This is a genomic window from Rhizobium sp. NFR12, from assembly GCF_900108545.1.
In the GTDB taxonomy this organism is placed as follows: domain Bacteria; phylum Pseudomonadota; class Alphaproteobacteria; order Rhizobiales; family Rhizobiaceae; genus Neorhizobium; species Neorhizobium soli.
In genome coordinates this window covers 357596-376482 of sequence record NZ_FNWM01000004.1, presented here as the reverse complement: position 1 = coordinate 376482, position 18887 = coordinate 357596, and the positions used below count along the sequence as shown (strand labels likewise).

Sequence of the window (18887 nt, the reverse complement as noted above, 5' to 3'; positions counted from 1 at the left end):
GATGGGGCCGGCAACACTCCTCCTCCCAGTTGTTGGCCAGTTTCAGAAGCCCGACGCACCTCCTCCCGCGTCGGGCTTTTCTGTTTTCTGAGGGGCTGGAGCGATGAGATATCGGAAGCGCCTGAAGCTCTCGAAAAGGCCCGCAACTCCAAGAACTTGCGTCGATGTAGCGGATGCAGGGCACCACGATCGCGTCTGGATCGATCGATCTGCGCCCGGTCCTGCAGGCTTGACGCCAAAACGGCCAGACCTTAAATCCTCTGCATCGATATTTGTTTGACAAGCCAGCACGTGGCTAAACTGCCCCGCCTGCGACGATCTTTCTTCAAATACGAAACACAAACGCCCCGGGAAATTCCGAACGGGGCAGTCGGTCATTTGCAAGAGAAAGGCATCGTTATGGCGACTGGTACTGTAAAATGGTTCAACGCAACGAAGGGCTACGGCTTCATCACCCCTGACGACGGTGGCAAGGACGTTTTCGTTCACGTCACCGCAGTCGAGCGCGCAGGCCTCGGTCAGCTGCAGGACGGTCAGAAGATCGGCTTCGAACTGACGACCGACCGCCGTTCCGGCAAGGAATCTGCTGACAGCCTCCGCGCCGTCTAAGATACCCGTTTCATTTATTTATGAAGGCCGGTCATCGACCGGCCTTTTTGCGTTCCGACGATGCCTGTCGAGCAGGGCACAGAGCGCCGTTAACCAAATATTAACCAATTAGCGAGACGATGAACATTAGAGCCAATGTCGTCGACGGCGGCTGTTTCGCATTGCATGCCCATAAGAGTGACCACGGATGTACTGGCACTTGTGATTGGGATCAGAAAGGTCGGGCTAGCCCGACCTTTTTCGTTTCGTATGAGTTGGACGTGCATCGGCAAAGGCGCTGTCTGCTGCGCCCCGCCGACGCCCTCACTTTGCGAGGGCCGTGATGATCCGGACCCAGGACCTGATCCCCTTGTGGTAGGACTTCAGGTCATACTTCTCGTTCGGCGAGTGGATCCGGTCGTCATTGAGTCCGAAGCCGACCAGCAGACTATCCATTCCGAGCATCTTCTGGAAATCGCCGACGATCGGAATGGAGCCGCCCATGCCGATGATGACGGCTGGATTTGCCCATTCGTCCGAAAGTGCACTCTTGGCCTTGGTCAAGGCCGGTGAGTCGTAGGAAAGCTGGATCGCAGGCGAGCCACCATGCGGGTGGAACTCGACGTTGCAGTCCGCCGGGATCTTGGATGTCACATAGGCGCGGAACGCGTCGCGGATCTTGTCCGGGTCCTGCGTGCCGACGAGGCGGAACGAGATCTTTGCCGAAGCCTTGGCCGCAATGACGGTCTTGAAGCCGTCGCCAGTGTAACCGCCCCAGATCCCGTTGACCTCGCAGGTCGGTCGGGCCCAGGTCATTTCCAGAACCGAACGGCCCTTTTCGCCGGCCGGCTCTGAGAGCCCGATTTCGCCGAGGAACTTTTCGGCCGAGCGACCAAGCGTTTCCCAGCTTGCCTTGATGTTTTCAGGCGTTTCCTCGACGCCGTCGTAGAAACCCTCAAGGGTGATGCGGCCTGTGTCGTCGCGAAGGCCGGCGATGATACCGGTGAGAATGTGGATCGGGTTTGCGGCAGCACCGCCGTAAAGGCCGGAATGCAGGTCGCGATCGGCAGCGGTGACAGTGATCTCTTCGCCGACCAGTCCGCGAAGGGCGGCAGCGATTGCCGGTGTGTCGGTGTCCCACATGCCCGTATCGCAGACCAGGGCGAAGTCGGCCTTGAGCTCTTCGGCATTGGCTTCGAGGAAAGGCTTAAGCGACGGCGAACCGGATTCTTCCTCGCCCTCAAACAGAATGGTGATCCGGATCGGCAGCGCGCCATGCACGTCCTTGTAGGCGCGGCAGGCTTCGACGAAGGTCAGCAACTGGCCCTTGTCGTCGGATGTCCCGCGTCCGGTCATGATCTTGCGGCCACCCGGGAGCTCCTTCAGCTTCGGATCGAAGGGATCGTCTTCCCAAAGCTCGATCGGATCGACCGGCTGCACGTCGTAGTGACCGTAGAACAGAACGTGCGGCGCATCCGGCGTTGCTCCCGCGTGATGACCGACCACCATCGGATGACCGGGGGTGTCCCGCAAGGATGCTTCGAAGCCCAGCGTCGTCAATTCCTCGACAAGCCACTCAGCCGCCTTGCGGCAATCGTCCTTGAAGGCCGGATCAGTCGAGATCGACTTGATGCGCACGAGATCGAACATCCGATCGATGCTGGCGCTGAGGTTCTGGTCGGCACGGTCAAGAACGGGGGAAAGTTCGGTCATAACAATATCCTGTGTGTGGATGCTCGGCGCCGCTGTAGACGTGGCTTGCGACGCTCGTTCCGGAAACTAGCAAGCCTTTATGTCACCGTACAATGGAAAAGGCTGATTGGTGCAGGACAACTAGCGGGCAGTAACGTCGACTGCAACCTTGCACTGACAAGTCTCTGGCGCCCCCTAGAGCTTGCGGGCGTTCTCCAAAATCATCCGCATGTATTCGATCATCAGGTCACGCTCGAACCGCTTGAACCCGGAAAACAGGGCCGCGTCGGCTTCCGCTGCCGCCTCCACCGCACGGGCCTCCAGGCTGCGGCCAAGCGCCGTCAGGGTAATGATCTTTGCCCGCTTGTCGTCAGGATGGGGGATGCGCTCGATGAGACCGTCGCGCTGCATCCGCGCGAGCGTATTGGCAACCGTCGCCTGCTCCACCTCGAGCTTGTCCAGGAGTTGCTTCTGGGTAAGGCCATCCTGCTGCCAGAGTTCCAGGAGAACGGGAAACTGGCCCGGGGAAAAGCCGAGGCTGCTTGAGCGCTGTTGCAGGGATCGCGCAAAACCCTTCGCAAGCTGGTTGGCGAGATAGGTTGCGGAATGAGAGCGATCGAATGCCATGGCTTCGGTATCTTGCTTCCCGGTTGAAAGTCCAAACAGACCTTGCCCGGAAGGATATATCGCACGCCGTGCTTTCGCCAACCCTGCAACGCTTCGCTAGATGCTGTGAGCCGCAAACAAAAACCGCCACGACCGGGAGGGGAGCGGTCGTGGCGGCATGATAGAAGAACAAAGGCCCGGAGAGGGGGGTGAGCCTTTGTCCGGTCTGACGCGGCAGGGGGCAAGCCGGGTGCCAGACTGCGGCGTGATCAATCGCCGGTAAGCTTGAAATGTGCGGCGGAATGCGGCTTTTCAAGGGATTGGTCTATTACAAATCGGTAACGTTGCGGTGAGCGTTCGGTGGCGCTGCCGGCGAACTTTTCGTGGACGCCGAAGATGCCTCGGGGTATTCCATCCCCATGAAAAAAGGCGATCATCTCTTCCTCATCGACGGCTCCGGTTTCATCTTCCGGGCGTTTCATGCATTGCCCCCGCTCACCCGCAAATCAGACGGGCTGCCGGTGGGCGCCGTGTCGGGGTTCTGCAACATGTTGTGGAAGCTTCTGACCGATGCGCGCGATACGTCTGTCGGCGTCACGCCGACGCATTTCGCCGTCATTTTCGACTATTCCTCGAAGACCTTCCGCAAGGAGATCTACGATGCGTACAAGGCCAACCGGTCCGCGCCGCCGGAAGAGCTCGTTCCGCAGTTCGGTCTGATCCGCCAGGCGACCCGCGCCTTCAACCTCCCCTGCATCGAGACGGAGGGGTTCGAGGCGGATGACATCATTGCCACCTATGCCCGCCAGGCCGAAGCGACGGGCGCCGACGTCACCATCGTGTCCTCCGACAAGGACCTGATGCAGCTGTTGACGCCGATGGTCCACATGTACGACAGCATGAAGGACAAGCAGATCAGCGTGCCCGACGTCGTCGAAAAGTGGGGCGTAGCGCCTGAAAAGATGATCGATCTCCAGGCTTTGGTCGGCGATTCGGTCGACAACGTGCCGGGTATTCCGGGCATCGGGCCGAAGACGGCAGCGCAGCTTTTGGAAGAGTTCGGCGATCTCGAAACGCTTCTTTCCCGCGCCGGAGAGATCAAGCAGGTCAAGCGCCGCGAAAGCATCATCGCCTTTGCCGAGCAGGCGCGCCTGTCGAGGCGACTGGTGGAGCTGCGCACCGATGTTCCCCTGGAGCTCGAACTCGACGCGCTGGTCCTCGAACCCCAGAACGGACCAAAGCTGATCGGCTTCCTCAAGGCCATGAACTTCGGAACGTTGACGCGAAGGGTTGCCACAGCCTGCGACTGCAACGCCGATGAAATAGAAGCGGCGGATGTCGAGGTCGAATGGGGCGATGCCGCCCGCGGTCCAGACCTCGATGCGGGCGAGGCGGCGAAGGCCGATACGGGAGAGGCCACAGCTCCGGCGCCCGCCGAGCGAGCGGTTTCGACGGTCGCAAAGGTAACCGGCGAAGCGACGCCAGCCTCCTTTGCCGAAGCTCGTATCGCCGCATTCGGGCAGGCGAAGCTCGATATGGAAAACTACGTGACGATCCGCGATGTGGAAGTGCTTGATGACTGGATCCGCGCGGCGCGCGAGACCGGTTTCGTCGCCTTCGACACGGAGACCAACTCGCTCGACCCGATGCAGGCCGAACTGGTCGGCTTCTCGCTGGCGATCGCCGACAATACCGACAGCCCGTCCGGGCTCGAAGTCCGCGCCGCCTATGTTCCGCTCACCCACAAGACTGGTGTCGGCGATCTCCTAGGCGGTGGTCTGGCCGAAAACCAGATGGCCAGCCGCGAAGCGCTGGATCGCCTCAAGCCGCTGCTGGAAGATCCGACCGTCCTCAAGGTCGCGCAGAACCTCAAGTTCGATTACCTCGTCATGAAGCGGCACGGCATAACCGTCCAGGCCCATGACGATACGATGCTGATGTCCTACGTGCTGGAGGCCGGAAAGGCCAACCACGGCATGGACGCATTGTCCGAACGCTGGCTCAATCATAAGCCGATCGCTTTCAAGGATGTTGCCGGTTCCGGCAAGAGCGGGGTGACGTTCGATTACGTCGATATCGAGAAGGCGACTGCCTATGCGGCCGAGGACGCGGATGTCACGCTGCGTCTCTGGATGGTGCTGAAACCGCAGCTCGCCGCAGCGGGCCTAACACGCGTCTACGAACGGCTCGAGCGACCGCTGGTCTCTGTTCTCGCCGATATGGAAGAACGCGGCATCACGATCGATCGGCAGATCCTGTCGCGCCTTTCCGGCGAGCTTGCGCAGAAGGCGGCGGCCTTCGAAGACGAGATCTACGCGCTTGCCGGCGAGAAATTCACCATCGGCTCTCCCAAGCAGCTCGGCGATATCCTGTTCGGCAAGATGGGCCTGCCCGGCGGCGCCAAGACCAAGACTGGCCAGTGGTCAACCTCGGCAAGCGTGCTGGAGGATCTCGCCGCAACCGGTCACGATCTGCCGCGCAAGATCGTCGACTGGCGCCAGCTGACAAAGCTGAAATCCACCTACACCGATGCGCTTCCAGGCTACGTCCATCCGCAGACCAAGCGCGTTCACACGTCCTATTCGCTGGCATCGACCACGACCGGGCGTCTTTCCTCGTCGGAACCCAATCTTCAGAACATCCCGGTCCGCAATGCCGAAGGCCGCAAGATCCGCACCGCATTCATCGCGACCCCCGGCCACAAGCTTCTCTCCGCGGATTACAGCCAGATCGAGCTGCGCGTCCTCGCCCACGTCGCCGACATTCCGCAGCTGCGTCAGGCCTTCGCGGATGGCATCGACATTCACTCGATGACCGCATCGGAAATGTTCGGCGTTCCCGTCGAGGGCATGTCGAGTGAGGTCCGTCGCCGCGCAAAGGCGATCAACTTCGGCATCATCTACGGAATTTCCGCTTTTGGTCTTGCCAACCAGCTGTCTATCGATCGCTCGGAAGCAGGCGATTACATCAAGCGGTATTTCGAGCGCTTTCCCGGTATCAAGGATTACATGGAGCAGACGAAGGCCTTTGCCCGTGAGCATGGCTATGTGGAAACGATCTTCGGCCGTCGCTCCCATTATCCCGATATCAAGTCGTCCAACCCATCGATGCGCGCCTTCAATGAACGCGCTGCCATCAACGCCCCGATCCAGGGGTCGGCCGCTGATGTCATCCGCCGTGCGATGATCGGGATGGAGCCTGCCCTGAAGAAGGCCGGTCTCGACGAAAAGGTCCGCATGCTGCTGCAGGTGCATGACGAACTGATCTTCGAAGTCGAGGATGCGGCGATCGAAGAAGCGATCCCTCTGATCGTATCGACCATGGAAGAGGCGACAATGCCGGCTGTTTCGATGCGGGTGCCGCTGAAAGTGGACGCGCGCGCCGCCGCGAACTGGGACGAGGCGCACTGATCTGGCTTGATCAGCCGTTGGGGTAAAGAGACAGAAGAGCTGTCGATAGCAGCTCGTCGGCGTATCGGTGCGCCGACTGGCTGCCTTCATCCGTCATGCCCAGTTCACGACAGCGGTGGTGGACGGTGTCGAGGATCAGGCTGGCAATGCCCTTGGCATGATCAACATTCGCGTTTTCGGAGGTATCCAGCGCCATGGCGAGCGAGGTGATGGACACGATCTCGAGCACGGTCATCCGGGCTTCCAGATTGAGCCTTGCCGTTCCCGCAGCCTCCCCGCCGTCTAAGTCATCAAACCTTCGCGTTTGGTCCATGCTGCGCCTCTTATGTTAGAAAGTCCACATAGAGGCAAAATCGGGACTGTAAAGTGCCCGTCGTGAAGATAGTCGCAAAATCACACGCGCCGGAAAAGACGTCGTTCCAGCGTATCGATCAGTGTCTGGGCGGCTTCGCTCAGGGACCCGCTGTTGTCGATCGTTACGACCGAATAGTCGCCCTCGACAGTGAGGGAGCCGCGCTCGAGACGCCGCAGGATGTCCTCGCGGCATTCCCGTCCCCGCGCTTCGAGCCGCGCGGCGAGCACGTCGCGCGAGGCAATGACGTTGATGACCAGCATGGCCGGATACGCTGAGTGGAAGTGTGCAAGCGCCGAACGGGAGCCATTGGCGATGACCAGACTGCCATCTTCGACGGCATCGAGCGTATCCTTGGGAATGCCATAGGATAGCCCGTGCGCATTCCAGGAGACGGCAAAGCGTCCGGCTTTTTCCAAAGCAGCGAACTCGTCCTCCGAGACGCCGTCGTGGTCCTCCCCGCCGGCGGCAGGGTCCCGGGTGATTGTGCGGCGGGCAAACACCACGTCGTCACGATCCGCAAAATGCCGCGCAGCCTCCGCCATCAGCGTGTCCTTGCCCGCACCGCTCGGGCCGACCACGACGACGATCACGCCGCTTTTGCCACTGTCGCTATTCGCCGGGCGGCCGTCCATCAGGCGACCCGCCGACCTTCGCGCCACACGGCACGCGCCACCGGCACGCCCTCCGGACGATGAACCCGGACCAGATCGGCGCGCAGGCCGGTGGCGATCCGGCCGCGATCGTCGAGGCCGACGGTGCGGGCCGGCGTCGCACTCACCATCGCGATCGCCTTCGGCAGCGAAATGCTGTCGACGTCATCGGCCAGAATGAACGGCGCGTAGAGCAGGCTGAGCGGAACGTAATCGGACGAAAGCACGTCCAGCACGTCTTTCTCAGCGAGATCGCGGGCGGCAATATTGCCGGAATGTGACTTGCCGCGCACGATATTGGGGGCGCCCATCAAAACGCTCATACCGGCCTGATGCGAGGCCTTGGCAGCATCGAGACTGGTCGGGAATTCGGCGAGCTTCACACCGTTGCCGATCGCCTCGTCCACATGCGCAAGCGTCGCATCGTCGTGGCTTGCAACCGTAATGCCGTTTTCGGCGCAGACCTTCGCGATGGCGATGCGGTGCGGCGTCGAATTGCGCTCGGACTCCTCGACGCGCTTGTCGATGAAGATCTTGAAGGCTTCGTCGGAAAGCCCGCGCTTCTTCTGGTAGTAGAAGATGTACTGGTCCATCGTCTGGAACTGCCGCTGGCCAGGAGCGTGGTCCATCAGCGAAACGAGCCGGACATAAGGATCGTTGGCAAAATCGGCGAAGTGATCAAGCACATTGTCTGCCGAAACTTCGCAGCGAAGGTGGATCAGATGTTCGGACCGCAGGCGACCCTGGCGCTCGGCGGCCTGGATGGCGTCGGCCATCGCCCGCATCTCGCCCTGCTCGAAGCCGCCATCCTCGTCCGATCCCATACGCAGGCAATCGAAGACGGTGGTGATGCCGGAAGAGGCGATCTGCGCGTCATGCGCCTGGATCGCCGCCGTCGCATTCCAGCGCACGCCCGGACGTGGCGAATAGTGCTGTTCCAGATGGTCGGTATGCAGCTCGACAAGCCCGGGGATCAGATAATCGCCCTCGAAGTCCTCGCCGACCTGTGCGGACCCCTCGGAAATGTCTGCAATCTTGCCGTCCCGGATCTGGATGGAGCCGGTCACGATGCTGTCCTCCAGCACGATGCGGGCATTTGTGAATACGGTCTCGACGGTCATGGGGTCGTCTTTCTGATATCGGAGGCCGGCGCCAGGGGCAGCCAGCGGTGAACTGTAAAATCTGCGCCCCGCTCGGTCTCTACGAAGAGCGCAACTCCGTTGATGGAGAGCGGTGCGTTGGTAAAATCTGTAAATCTGGTTTCAAGCGCCTTGCGCATGGACGGCGCCTGTTCGGGCGGAACCTGTCCGGTCAGCGTCATGTGAAAGCGGAACTCGTCCATGACGTATGGGTAGCCCCAGGCCAACAGGTTATCGCGGTGTTCGGGTGACAGGGTCTCCGGCTTGCGCCGGGCAATATCGGCATCGGAAAGCGGCGCCCGGAATGGCTCGAACTCTTCGACCACGCGGGCGGCAAAGGCCTGGAGTTCCGGATAGACCTGGTCCGGCACCAGCGCAAAGAAACGGCCGAGCTGGCCGATGATGGCATTCGGAATGTCGAAAGCCGGTGTCACCGCCGCAAACGCCTCGAACGCCTCGATCAGTTCGGCCTCGCTGCGTCCTTCGGCAAGCTCGAACGGTGCCTTCAGCGTCGCATGAAAGGCGTAGCGCCGCGGATCGGCCGTCAGCGCGTGCACATCCTCTTCGGAAATGCCATCCACGACCGCTGTCTCGAAGCGCTCATCGTTGAAGGCATCGCGGCCGAGCCAACGGGAGGCGGTCTTCGTCAGCGGATGATCCGCTGCGGGCGAAAAGTAGAGAGCATATCGCAAGGCATGGTTCCGGAATCAGGAAAAGGGGCGATGTCCGAGACTAACCATCTGTCGCGCCTCGAGACAGCCTTCGGCTAAAAGATTTCCATGACAGAATGATGATGCGGCAACCTTTTAATGTGTCGGGCCACCGATCAGACGGGAGCGGATCGCGTTGGACACATTGTCGAACAGGAAGACCACCATCAGGATGAGCAGAACCATGTAGGCAACCTTGTCCCAGTCCGCATTGGTGCCCATCGCTTCGAGCAGCTTGAGGCCGATGCCGCCCGCACCGACGGCGCCGATAACAGTCGCCGAACGGGTGTTCGATTCCCAGAAATACAGCGACTGCGAGATGAACACCGGCAGCACCTGCGGCACGACGCCGAAGCGGTTGACGATGACGGAGGGCGCGCCGACCGATTTAACACCCTCGCGCTGCTTGTCGTCGACATTCTCGACGGCTTCCGAATAGACCTTGCCGAGCGCACCCGCATCCGTGAAGAAGATCGCCGCGATACCGGGGATCGGTCCGGGGCCGAAGGAGCGGGTGAAGAACAGCGCCCAGATCAGCATGTCGACGGAGCGCAGGAAGTCGAACAAGCGCTTCATGCCCCAGTTGGCGGCCCGGTTGCGGGTAATGTTGCGCGCCGCGATGAAGGCGAGCGGGAAGGCGAACAGCGTCCCGAGCAGCGTGCCGACAAAGGCCATGACCAGCGTCTGAAGCAGTTTCGACAGAATGTCCGCATGCTGCCAGACATCATTGCCAAGGAAGTCGTCGCGCATGTGGCCGATGTTCGAGCGTTCCGGATCCAGCCGCTCGCCGATCGTTGCAAGGTGTGCAAGCTCGCCCCAGCTCTTGCCCCAGAATGCCGACTTGGTGTCGAACAGGAAGTTTGCCCAACCAAGGAAGCGACGCTGCACATAGACTTGTGCCGGGCGGATTTCCGCCTGACCCTCGAAGCCGTAATCGACCAGCACCTTGGCTCCGTCTTGGCGGAGTGCCGAGGGCGCGTCGGCCGGCGCCGTCGCTGCGTTGCTGTCGATCGTGACCGGATAGACCGTGCCGTTCAGATAGACATCGACCCGGCCCGGCGTCACATCCAGACGGTCCGCATCACTGCCATAGGTCACGCGGTAGCCGCCGCCTTCGGTCGGCTTCAGCCAGGAGATGTCGGAACCTTCGGCATACTGCCCACGGCTCGACCACTGCGGCTTGACGGTGCCGTCGTCTTGGAAACGCAGGCGCGGCTGGGCGCGCCAGGAATACCAGTCCTGGAGATAGAGCGATGCTCGGTCCCACTGGCCGTTCCTGAAGGCGGGACCGACATTGAAGGCGAAAAAGCAGGCAACCAGATAGGCGAGGATCAGTCCGGAGCCGATCACCAGTCCGTAGCGCTGCAGGAAGGACCGCTGAAACACCTGCGGATAGGTTTCGCTCAGGCGCTCTCTGTCAGATGCGTTGATGGCAGGTACCGATGGCATCAGGCTGCTCCCCTGCCAAGTTCGAAGGACTGCTGACCGATCAGCCGGCGGCGAAGCCAAGACGAGAACTGGTCGATGGCAATGACGCTGACGAGCAGCAGGATGATGATGGCATAGGTCTTGGCGGCATGATCGCGACCGATCGCCAGGCGAAAGACCTCGCCGATACCGCCGCCACCGACCGCACCGATAATGGTCGAGGCGCGCACGTTTACCTCGGCGCGCAGCAGCGTGTAGGAGACGAAATTCGGCAGCACCTGCGGAACGATCGCGAAGCGTACCCGCTCGACCCAGGACGCACCGGCGGCCCGCAAACCCTCATCCGGCTTCATGTCCGAATTCTCGACCACCTCGAAGAACAGCTTTCCGAGCGCGCCGATCGTGTGGACGGTGATCGCGATGATCGCCGCGATCGGCCCGATCGACAGGATCGCCGTCAGAAGTCCGGCAATGACGATTTCCGGAAAGGCACGCAGGATTTCCATGATGCGGCGAACGACGAAACGCACAGGCCCGGCACCGACAAGATTGGTGGAGGCGAAGAAGCACAGCAGAAAGGCGATGGCGGAACCGATGATCGTCGAAACCAGCGCGATGTTGATGGTGATGATCAGCTGGTAGAAGAAATTCGGGATGTAGAACGTGTCGGTAAGATAGTGGCGATCGGCCGTATAATCGTATTTCAGCGAGCCGTCGGCATAGGGGGAGGGAAGGTCGAACATCGCCCGGATGATTTCCATCGGGCTGTCAGGCACGAAGCTGCGAATGAAATCGAACATATAGGGCAGGCGTTCGAAGAACTTGCCCGCATTGGCGTCATTGGCGAATTTCAGCGAGGCGAACAGCACGACCAGAAACACGCCAATCGTAATAGCGGTATAGACGCGGCGGGTTCGCAGCTGCTGCCGGTAGTGCTGCATCATCAGGGATGCCGCCGGTCCCAGTCTGCTAGCGGGAGCGCCGCCGAGATGTCCGGTCGTCTGTTTGCTGATCGTCGCCATGCCCGTGTCTCTCGTTGCAGAACGGCGGCACCTTCTGCAGATGCCGCCGCCAGGTCTTTTGAAGGATGATCAGCCGCCGATAACGGACTTACGGGCGTCGACGATCGTCTGGTAGAAGGCCGGATTGACTTCGATGTAATCCTTGTTCTTGCCCTGGGTGAAGGACTGGAAGCAGGCGAGGTTCTTCTTCGGCAGTTCCATGAAGAAGGCCTTGACCTTGGCCTTCATGTCGGCCGGAACCTTGTTGGAGACCATCAGCGGACCGTTCGGGATCAGCGGCGACTTCCAGACCTGGACGATATCGTCCATGTCGAGGTTACCCTTGGCGACCATCTGGTGCAGGTTGCCGCCGCTATAGCCTTCTTCCCACTTGCCAACGCCCGAACCGAAGGTCGTGCCGGCATCGAACTTCTTGTCGAGGACTGCGAGAACCAGGTTCTCGTGACCGCCGCCAAAGCCGGTTTCGGAGAAATACTGCTTGACCGGCATGCCGATTTCCTTCGGCAGCGCGACATTCGGGACGAGATAGCCCGAGGTCGAATCCGGATCGGCGAAGCCGATCTTCTTGCCCTTGAGGTCAGCCAGCGTCTTGATGCCGCTGTCCTTGCGGGCAACCATGATCGAGTAGTAACCGCTGGAGCCGTCCGAACCCGTGTAGGTCAGGATCGGGTCGACGGCCTTGTCGTCCTTGAGGGCGATGGCGGCATAGGAAGCCGCACCCATCGAAGCAATGTCGATCGTGCCGCCAAGCAGGCCCTGGATAACGCCGTTATAGTTCGGCGACGGGAACAGCTTTACTTCGGATACGCCGGTCGCAGCCTTCAGGCCATCGGCAACGCACTGGGTGTTGCGGATCTGGTCGGCTTCGTTTTCCGAGCCGTCGAGACCGATGCGCAGAACCTTGACGTCCTGGGCAAGGGCGGAACCGGCGAGCAGGCTGAGCGTCGCGGCAGCAAGCATAGTTTTTCTGAACATGGTGATCTCCTGTTTCCGGATCATCCGGAGTTGGGTCGTGAAGCAACGCGCCCTTTACGTGGGCAGACGATCTGGATGCGGCTCAGGCCCTGGCGCTTGCCAGGCTGCCTATTCCGGCCGATTGCTTGCCCGCAGCCGCAGGGGCCACGGGATTGTTGATGCTGGTTGAGGTCATCGTCTCGTCGATGCCGGCACCGTCGCGGTCCGATCCGTAGATCTCGCTGACGGCTTGCGCGTTCAGCTGCGACGGCGTGCCGTCGAAGACGACGCGGCCGCCGGCCATCCCGATGATCCGCTCGCAGTAGGCGCGCGCCGTATCGAGCGTGTGCAGGTTGGTGATGACGGTAATGCCCTCGCGCTCGTTGATGTCGCGCAGCGCGTCCATCACGATCTTGGCGTTGAGCGGGTCGAGAGAGGCGATCGGCTCATCGGCCAGAAGCATTTTCGGGGCCTGCATCAGGGCGCGGGCGATGGCCACGCGCTGCTGCTGACCGCCAGAAAGCGTGCCGGCGCGCTGCATGGCGGTCTGCTCGATACCGAGACGCTCGAGCGCTGCGATCGCAGCCATGCGCTCGTCGTCGGTAAAGATGTTGAGAAGGCTCATGATCGTGGATCGGTGGTTCAACCGGCCAAGCATCACGTTTGTCATCACGTCGAGACGCGGCACCAGATTGAACTGCTGGAAGATCATCGCGCAATCGCGCTGCCAGTTGCGCAAGCCGGCGCCCTTGAGAGCGGAAACCTCGAGATCGCCAAACCGGATCGAACCGGAACTCGGCTCCTGCAGGCGGTTGATCATGCGCAGAAGGGTCGACTTGCCGGCGCCGGAGCGACCGATGACGCCGACCATCTGACCTTGAGGTATCTCCACGCTGACGGCGTTGACTGCGATATGATCGCCGAAACGTCGGGTGACATTCCTCAATTCAAACTTCATGTTTTTCAATCCGTCCCATTGCCTGGTGAGGATGGGATTAGACTTCGTTCATGAACCCTGAATGTCGGTTTTATGTAGGTTTTGTTACATGTTTGCCCGGCTTGTACGCCCTGCTACGCCGCATATTTCGCGAGGAAGGCGTCGGCCGAAAGTGCCCGGAAGTCATCGAGTGCGGTGCGCAGCTTGAGGTGATCCCAGTCCCACCACGCAAGGCGATCCATGCCTTCGCCGACCTGTCTGGTAAACCGCTCCCGGATCAGCTTGGCCGGCACGCCGCCGACGATCGTGTAGGGGGCGACATCCTTCGACACCACGGCTCCGGCGCCGATCACCGCGCCGTTGCCGACCGTCACGCCCGGCAGCACGGTGGCGCCGTGGCCGATCCACACGTCGTGGCCGATCGTTACTCGGTTGTCACGGCGCCACTCGAAAAAGTCGGTCTCGTCTTCCGCGTCATCCCAGTAGTTGGCGGCACGATAGGTGAAGTGATGCAGCGTGGCGCGCCATGTCGGGTGGTTCGTTGCATTGATGCGGACGGAAGCGGCCATGTTGACGAATTTGCCGATCGTCGCGCACCAGATGGAGCCATCCTGCATGATATACGAGTAGTCGCCGATCTCGGCCTCGTCGATGCGGCAGCGCTCGGAGATTTCCGTGTAGCGACCGATCGTCGAATTGCTGACGCTCGCCGTCGCGTGGATAACGGGGTTGATACCGACCTTGGCACTCATGCGGCAACTGCCTTTCGTGGTGAAAACGCACTGACATCGAGAATACGGTCCGCAACGGCCTCGCGCACCTCTTCGTCGTGGAAGATGCCGAGCATGGCAACGCCCTCGGCTTTCTTGGCAGCGATCATCTCGATCACAACCCGCCGGTTGGTCGCGTCGAGCGATGCGGTCGGCTCGTCGAGAAGCAGAATGCGGTGGCTGGTGATGAAGCCGCGGGCAATGTTGACGCGCTGCTGCTCGCCGCCGGAAAAGGTGGCGGGCGGAAGTAACCAGAGTTCGCGCGGAAGGTTCAGCCTGGCGAGCAGTTCGACCGCCCTGTCCTTGGCTTCCGCCGCATCGATACCGCGGGCAACGAGCGGCTCTGCGACCACGTCGACTGCCGCGACGCGCGGCACGGTGCGCAGGAACTGGCTGACGTAACCCATCGTATGCCGGCGAACCTCGATAATCGTGCGCGGATCTGCTGCCGCGATATCGACGATCTTCTCGCGGTGATTCACCAGGATCTGGCCCGCATCGACGGCATAGTTGCCGTAGAGCATTTTCAGGATGGAGCTCTTGCCGATCCCCGAGGGGCCGCCGAGCACGACGCATTCGCCGCCGGCAACGGAAAAGCTGACGTCGTTGACGACCGGCAGCTTGATGCCGTCGCGCAGGTGCATGATGAAGCTTTTGGAGACTTCCGAGACGACGAGTGGAGTGGCCATCGGTCTGTCCTATACCTGGAGAATCGAGGAAACGAGCAACTGCGTGTAGGGCTCGCGAGGGTCGTCGAGAACACGGTCGGTGAGCCCCTGTTCGATGACATGACCGTCCTTCATCACCATCATCCGGTGCGAGAGAAGTCGGGCGACGGCAAGGTCATGGGTGACGACGATGGCCGAGAGGCCGAGATCGTTGACGAGCCCGCGCACAAGGTCGAGCAACCGTGCCTGCACCGAGACGTCGAGGCCGCCGGTCGGTTCGTCCATGAACACGAGGCGCGGACCGGTGACGAGATTGCGGGCGATCTGCAGACGTTGGCGCATGCCACCGGAAAAGGCGCGCGGCTGGTCGTCGATGCGGTCGGCGGAAATCTCCACACGCCCCAGCCAGTCAGTCGCCGTCTCGCGGATCTTGCCGTAATGCCGGTCACCGACCGCCATCAGTCGTTCGCCGACATTGGCGCCCGCCGATACCGTCATGCGCAAACCGTCGGCCGGGTTCTGGTGAACGAAACCCCAGTCGGTGCGCATCAGGAACCGCCGTTCGGCCTCGCTCATGTGGTAGAGATCGCGAAAGTTGCCGTCGCGCATCCGGTATTCGACGCTGCCGGCGCTCGGCATCAACCGGGTCGACAGGCAATTCAGCAGCGTCGTCTTGCCGGAGCCGGATTCGCCGACGATGGCGAGCACTTCGCCCGGCCACAGATCGAAACTGACATCCTGGCAGCCAATCCGGCTGCCATAGAATTTCGAAACGCCGCTGACTTTGAGAAGGGGATTGTCGCTCATTCCGCAGCCTCCTGGTTAGGGGCGAGCATCTCGCCGACATGGCCGTGTTCGCGTCGGTCTTCGCAATGGTCCGTGTCCGAGCAGACGAACATCCGCCCGCCCTGATCGTCGAGCACCACTTCGTCGAGATAGACGCCGTGCGCGCCGCAGAGTGCGCAATCCTGCTCAAATGTCTGGATCTCGAACGGATGGTCCTCGAAATCCAGGCTGACCACCTCGGTATGCGGCGGAACCGCATAGATCCGTTTTTCACGTCCGGCGCCGAACAGCTGCAGCGCATCGGACATGTGCATTTTCGGATTGTCGAATTTCGGGGTCGGCGAGGGGTCCATCACATACCGACCGTCGACCTTGACCGGATAGGCATAGGTCTTGGAGATCCGGCCGTTATGCGCAATGTCCTCGTAAAGCTTCACATGCATCAGCCCGTATTCTTCGAGCGCGTGCATTTTCCGGGTCTCGGTCTCGCGCGGCTCGAGGAAACGCAGCGGTTCCGGGATCGGCACCTGATAGACCAGCACCTGGCCCTCGGTCAGCTTCTGCTCGGGAATGCGATGGCGCGTCTGGATGATCGTCGCGTCCTTCGTGTGGGTGGTTACCGCGACATTGGCGACCTTTTGGAAGAAAGCGCGGATGGAGACCGCATTGGTCGTGTCATCGGCACCCTGGTCGATGACCTTGAGCACATCGTCCGGGCCGATGATCGCGGCCGTCACCTGCACGCCGCCGGTACCCCAGCCATAGGGCATCGGCATTTCGCGCGACGCGAACGGTACCTGATAGCCGGGTATCGCGATCGCTTTCAGGATCGCCCGGCGGATCATTCGTTTCGTCTGCTCGTCCAGATAGGCGAAATTGTAGGTGGCGAGATCGGCACTCATTCGGCAGCATCCTTCATCTCGGTATCGCCGTGGCGAGTGGCCTCAATCTCGGCGCGCATCTTGCGCACCATGGCAAGCTCCGCCTGGAAGTCGACGTAATGGGGCAGTTTCAGGTGTTCGACGAAGCCCGTCGCCTGCACGTTGTCGGAATGCGAAATGACGAACTCCTCGTCCTGCGCCGGCGCCGTGATGTCCTCGCCAAGTTCTTCGGCGCGAAGGGCGCGATCCACCAGCGACATCGACATCGCCTTGCGCTCGCTCTGCCCGAACACGAGCCCGTAGCCGCGGGTAAACTGCGGCGGTGCTATGGAGGAGCCCTTGAACTGGTTGATCATCTGGCACTCGGTCAGCTGGATGCGCCCGAGCGAGACCGCAAAGCCGAGTTCCGGCATATCCATTTCCACCTCCACCTCGCCGATCCGGATTTCGCCGACGAATGGGTGGTTCCGGCCATAGCCGCGCTGCGTCGAGTAGCCGAGCGCCAGCAGGAAGCCCTCGTCGCCGCGGGCGAGTGCCTGCAGCCGGAGGTCACGACCCATCGGAAATTCCAGCGGCTCGCGCGTCAGGTCTCCCGCCGCATGGTCATCGGGAAGGTCGCCGTCCGGCTCGATCAGCCCTTCATGCGCCAGAATGTCGGAGACACGCATGATCTCCTCGCCGGACGCCTCTTTGCGTGCAGGATCGGCGATCACCTCATCCGTCAGAAGCGAGGGATCGAGAAGACGATGGGTGTAATCGAAGGTGGGACCGAGCAACTGGCCGCCCGGCAGATCCTTGTAGGTTGCCGAGACGCGCCGCTCGACCTTCATGGCCGCGGTATCCACCGGAACGGAAGAACCGAAGCGGGGCAGCGTGGTGCGGTAAGCGCGAAGCAGGAAGATCGCCTCGATCAGATCGCCACGCGACTGGCGCACCGCAAGTGCTGCGAGCGACCGATCATAAAGCGAGGCTTCCGCCATCACCCGATCGACGGCAAGACCAAGCTGTTCGGCGATCTGCTCGATCGTGAGGGCTGGAAGCGACCGGTCGCCGCGACGGCGGTCGGCAAGCAATGCGTGAGCGTTGGTGATGGCGGCCTCGCCACCCTTGACTGCAACATACATGGGTTTGATCTCCTTCGGCTCAGCCGGCAATCCGGGTGGTGCGCGGCAGGCACAGGAACTGCGCTCCGGCGGTGAGGATGACGTCGACTCCGCGGGGAAAGAGCGCCCTGTTGTCGTCCCAGAGCCTCCCGAACATATCCGGCAGTCCCGAGAGTGCGACCGTCCTGGTGCCGAGGATGCCCGGTCCGGTCAGGCTCAGTTCTTCGCCCTCGCCAAGAGCTGAGACCTCGAGGATCAGCGTCGTGGATCGGTCAGGGTATTCCTGGGTGCCGGCGGCAAACAGGCCGAAGGAAGAGGGCGCTGTACCCGCTTCGATAAAGGCGAAGCTGCTCTGCGCCTTTTCACGGGTGATCGGTGCACCCGTATGGAAGCCGATCCATTCCGGCATCGCAGACTTTGCAAGACCGGCACTCAGCCAGACGGGTGTATCGTGATCGCAAAGCGTGAGCGCAATCGCGCCGGCCGCATTGCCGAGCGGTTCCGGCTGGCCTGCGTGAAGTTCGGTGCCGCTGATCGTTCCGGGCCGCGCCATCCCGTCCATCAGCGTTTTGAAAATGGTCTGGGACTGGAAGACCGGATCGGTAAACCCACCGGCGAGTGCTTGTGCATGAACGGCCATCAATCGTCTCCCCGTACCATTGTGAAGAAGTCGACGCGGGTCGCCGCGGTCTCTTCAGCTCTCTGTCTGTCCTCAGTGGCGATGCGGCTTTCTGTCGGTGAAAGAAGCGCCGTTTCGACGAAATGTCGGGTCTCTGCTTCCTGCCACAGTGCATCGAAGATCGCAGACAGCCGCGCCTTCTCCTTGTCGGTGCCGAGCGCCTGGGCATGGCCCGCCGTTCCGGAGGCAAGAAGGATGGTTGCGCGGGTCACCGTCGCTTCACCCAGATTGAAGGGCGAGCCGCCACCACCTATCCGGCCGCGAACCATCACCAGACCGGTTTCCGGTCCGCGCACCGGTTTGACGGTTGGTTTTTCTGACAAGCCGCTCCACGCGGCCTTCAGTTCGTCGCAGGATGTCTGCGCCAGAAGCTCGATGCAGCGGCGCCGCTTTTCCGGTTCCGTCAGAGGCTTGTGATTTCCCGCAAGATCCATCGGTCATCTCCTAAATGTCTATTTATATAGACAACCATACAAATTATATGTACCAATAAAGGCGGCTTATAACAA

20 protein-coding genes are annotated in these 18887 nt (G+C 61.3%); 2 read left to right on the top strand and 18 right to left on the bottom strand.

The features are described from left to right. Window positions 1–399 precede the first annotated feature (399 nt). Window positions 400–609: a cold-shock protein gene (locus BLW69_RS18220; protein ID WP_062454173.1), complete on the top strand. Its 210-nt coding sequence runs from the start codon at window positions 400–402 to the stop codon at window positions 607–609. Window positions 610–912: 303 nt separating this feature from the next. On the opposite strand, the gene BLW69_RS18215 is transcribed toward BLW69_RS18220, so the two are convergent. The 3 genes from BLW69_RS18215 to BLW69_RS22855 all read right to left on the bottom strand — a co-directional run bounded on the left by BLW69_RS18215 (window position 913) and on the right by BLW69_RS22855 (window position 3368). Continuing rightward, the gene (locus BLW69_RS18215; RefSeq protein WP_092663960.1) at window positions 913–2301 is read right to left on the bottom strand and encodes a dipeptidase; all 1389 of its coding nucleotides are present in this window, start codon (window positions 2299–2301) and stop codon (window positions 913–915) included. A gap of 174 nt (window positions 2302–2475) precedes the next feature. Then, entirely contained in the window at window positions 2476–2907 is a 432-nt protein-coding gene (locus BLW69_RS18210; RefSeq protein ID WP_062454171.1) for a MarR family winged helix-turn-helix transcriptional regulator, read from the bottom strand. A gap of 248 nt (window positions 2908–3155) precedes the next feature. Next, window positions 3156–3368, bottom strand: a complete 213-nt coding sequence (locus BLW69_RS22855) for a hypothetical protein (protein WP_162238110.1) — start codon at window positions 3366–3368, stop codon at window positions 3156–3158. Here BLW69_RS22855 and polA point away from each other — a divergent pair. After that, window positions 3306–6296 carry a DNA polymerase I gene (gene polA / locus BLW69_RS18205; protein WP_092663958.1) on the top strand — a complete coding sequence of 997 codons (2991 nt, stop codon included), beginning with the start codon at window positions 3306–3308 and terminating at the stop codon, window positions 6294–6296. The genes BLW69_RS22855 and polA overlap by 63 nt on opposite strands. 10 nt (window positions 6297–6306) lie before the next feature. Here the strand turns inward: polA and BLW69_RS18200 are convergent, their stop codons facing one another. From BLW69_RS18200 to phnG, 15 genes are all read right to left on the bottom strand, one after another. Then, the gene (locus BLW69_RS18200; protein ID WP_139283900.1) at window positions 6307–6609 is read right to left on the bottom strand and encodes a hypothetical protein; all 303 of its coding nucleotides are present in this window, start codon (window positions 6607–6609) and stop codon (window positions 6307–6309) included. Between the two features lie 80 nt (window positions 6610–6689). Then, window positions 6690–7283 (bottom strand): phosphonate metabolism protein/1,5-bisphosphokinase (PRPP-forming) PhnN, encoded by a 594-nt coding sequence (phnN, locus tag BLW69_RS18195; RefSeq protein WP_092663956.1) that lies wholly within the window; start codon window positions 7281–7283, stop codon window positions 6690–6692. Beyond that, a complete protein-coding gene (locus BLW69_RS18190) occupies window positions 7283–8422 on the bottom strand; it encodes an alpha-D-ribose 1-methylphosphonate 5-triphosphate diphosphatase (protein ID WP_092663954.1) in 1140 nt (379 codons plus the stop codon). Before BLW69_RS18190 ends, phnN begins: the two co-directional genes overlap by 1 nt. Then, the gene (locus BLW69_RS18185) at window positions 8419–9132 is read right to left on the bottom strand and encodes a DUF1045 domain-containing protein (RefSeq protein WP_092663952.1); all 714 of its coding nucleotides are present in this window, start codon (window positions 9130–9132) and stop codon (window positions 8419–8421) included. Before BLW69_RS18185 ends, BLW69_RS18190 begins: the two co-directional genes overlap by 4 nt. A gap of 114 nt (window positions 9133–9246) precedes the next feature. Continuing rightward, window positions 9247–10599, bottom strand: coding sequence for a phosphonate ABC transporter, permease protein PhnE (gene phnE / locus BLW69_RS18180; RefSeq protein WP_092663950.1), 1353 nt, complete (start codon window positions 10597–10599; stop codon window positions 9247–9249). Further along, window positions 10599–11519: a phosphonate ABC transporter, permease protein PhnE gene (gene phnE / locus BLW69_RS18175; protein WP_092664139.1), complete on the bottom strand. Its 921-nt coding sequence runs from the start codon at window positions 11517–11519 to the stop codon at window positions 10599–10601. The genes phnE (BLW69_RS18180) and phnE (BLW69_RS18175) overlap by 1 nt, the downstream gene beginning before the upstream one ends. Window positions 11520–11669: 150 nt before the next feature. Continuing rightward, window positions 11670–12575 carry a phosphonate ABC transporter substrate-binding protein gene (gene phnD / locus BLW69_RS18170; protein ID WP_062454164.1) on the bottom strand — a complete coding sequence of 302 codons (906 nt, stop codon included), beginning with the start codon at window positions 12573–12575 and terminating at the stop codon, window positions 11670–11672. An 82-nt stretch (window positions 12576–12657) separates the two neighbouring features. Further along, window positions 12658–13512, bottom strand: a complete 855-nt coding sequence (phnC, locus tag BLW69_RS18165; RefSeq protein WP_092663948.1) for a phosphonate ABC transporter ATP-binding protein — start codon at window positions 13510–13512, stop codon at window positions 12658–12660. 113 nt (window positions 13513–13625) lie between these two features. Further along, on the bottom strand, window positions 13626–14243 hold the full coding sequence (locus tag BLW69_RS18160; protein WP_092663946.1) for a DapH/DapD/GlmU-related protein: 618 nt from the start codon (window positions 14241–14243) through the stop codon (window positions 13626–13628). Next, complete coding sequence (gene phnL / locus BLW69_RS18155; protein ID WP_092663944.1) at window positions 14240–14950, bottom strand: phosphonate C-P lyase system protein PhnL; 711 nt, start codon at window positions 14948–14950, stop codon at window positions 14240–14242. Before phnL ends, BLW69_RS18160 begins: the two co-directional genes overlap by 4 nt. Before the next feature lie 9 nt (window positions 14951–14959). Next, window positions 14960–15736 carry a phosphonate C-P lyase system protein PhnK gene (gene phnK / locus BLW69_RS18150; protein WP_062578633.1) on the bottom strand — a complete coding sequence of 259 codons (777 nt, stop codon included), beginning with the start codon at window positions 15734–15736 and terminating at the stop codon, window positions 14960–14962. Continuing rightward, window positions 15733–16617 (bottom strand): alpha-D-ribose 1-methylphosphonate 5-phosphate C-P-lyase PhnJ, encoded by an 885-nt coding sequence (locus BLW69_RS18145; RefSeq protein WP_092663942.1) that lies wholly within the window; start codon window positions 16615–16617, stop codon window positions 15733–15735. The genes phnK and BLW69_RS18145 overlap by 4 nt, the downstream gene beginning before the upstream one ends. Next, window positions 16614–17720 (bottom strand): carbon-phosphorus lyase complex subunit, encoded by a 1107-nt coding sequence (locus BLW69_RS18140; RefSeq protein WP_092663940.1) that lies wholly within the window; start codon window positions 17718–17720, stop codon window positions 16614–16616. Before BLW69_RS18140 ends, BLW69_RS18145 begins: the two co-directional genes overlap by 4 nt. Window positions 17721–17739: 19 nt before the next feature. After that, window positions 17740–18339 (bottom strand): phosphonate C-P lyase system protein PhnH, encoded by a 600-nt coding sequence (gene phnH / locus BLW69_RS18135; RefSeq protein ID WP_092663938.1) that lies wholly within the window; start codon window positions 18337–18339, stop codon window positions 17740–17742. Continuing rightward, window positions 18339–18812 (bottom strand): phosphonate C-P lyase system protein PhnG, encoded by a 474-nt coding sequence (phnG, locus tag BLW69_RS18130; protein WP_092663936.1) that lies wholly within the window; start codon window positions 18810–18812, stop codon window positions 18339–18341. Before phnG ends, phnH begins: the two co-directional genes overlap by 1 nt. Window positions 18813–18887 lie beyond the last annotated feature (75 nt).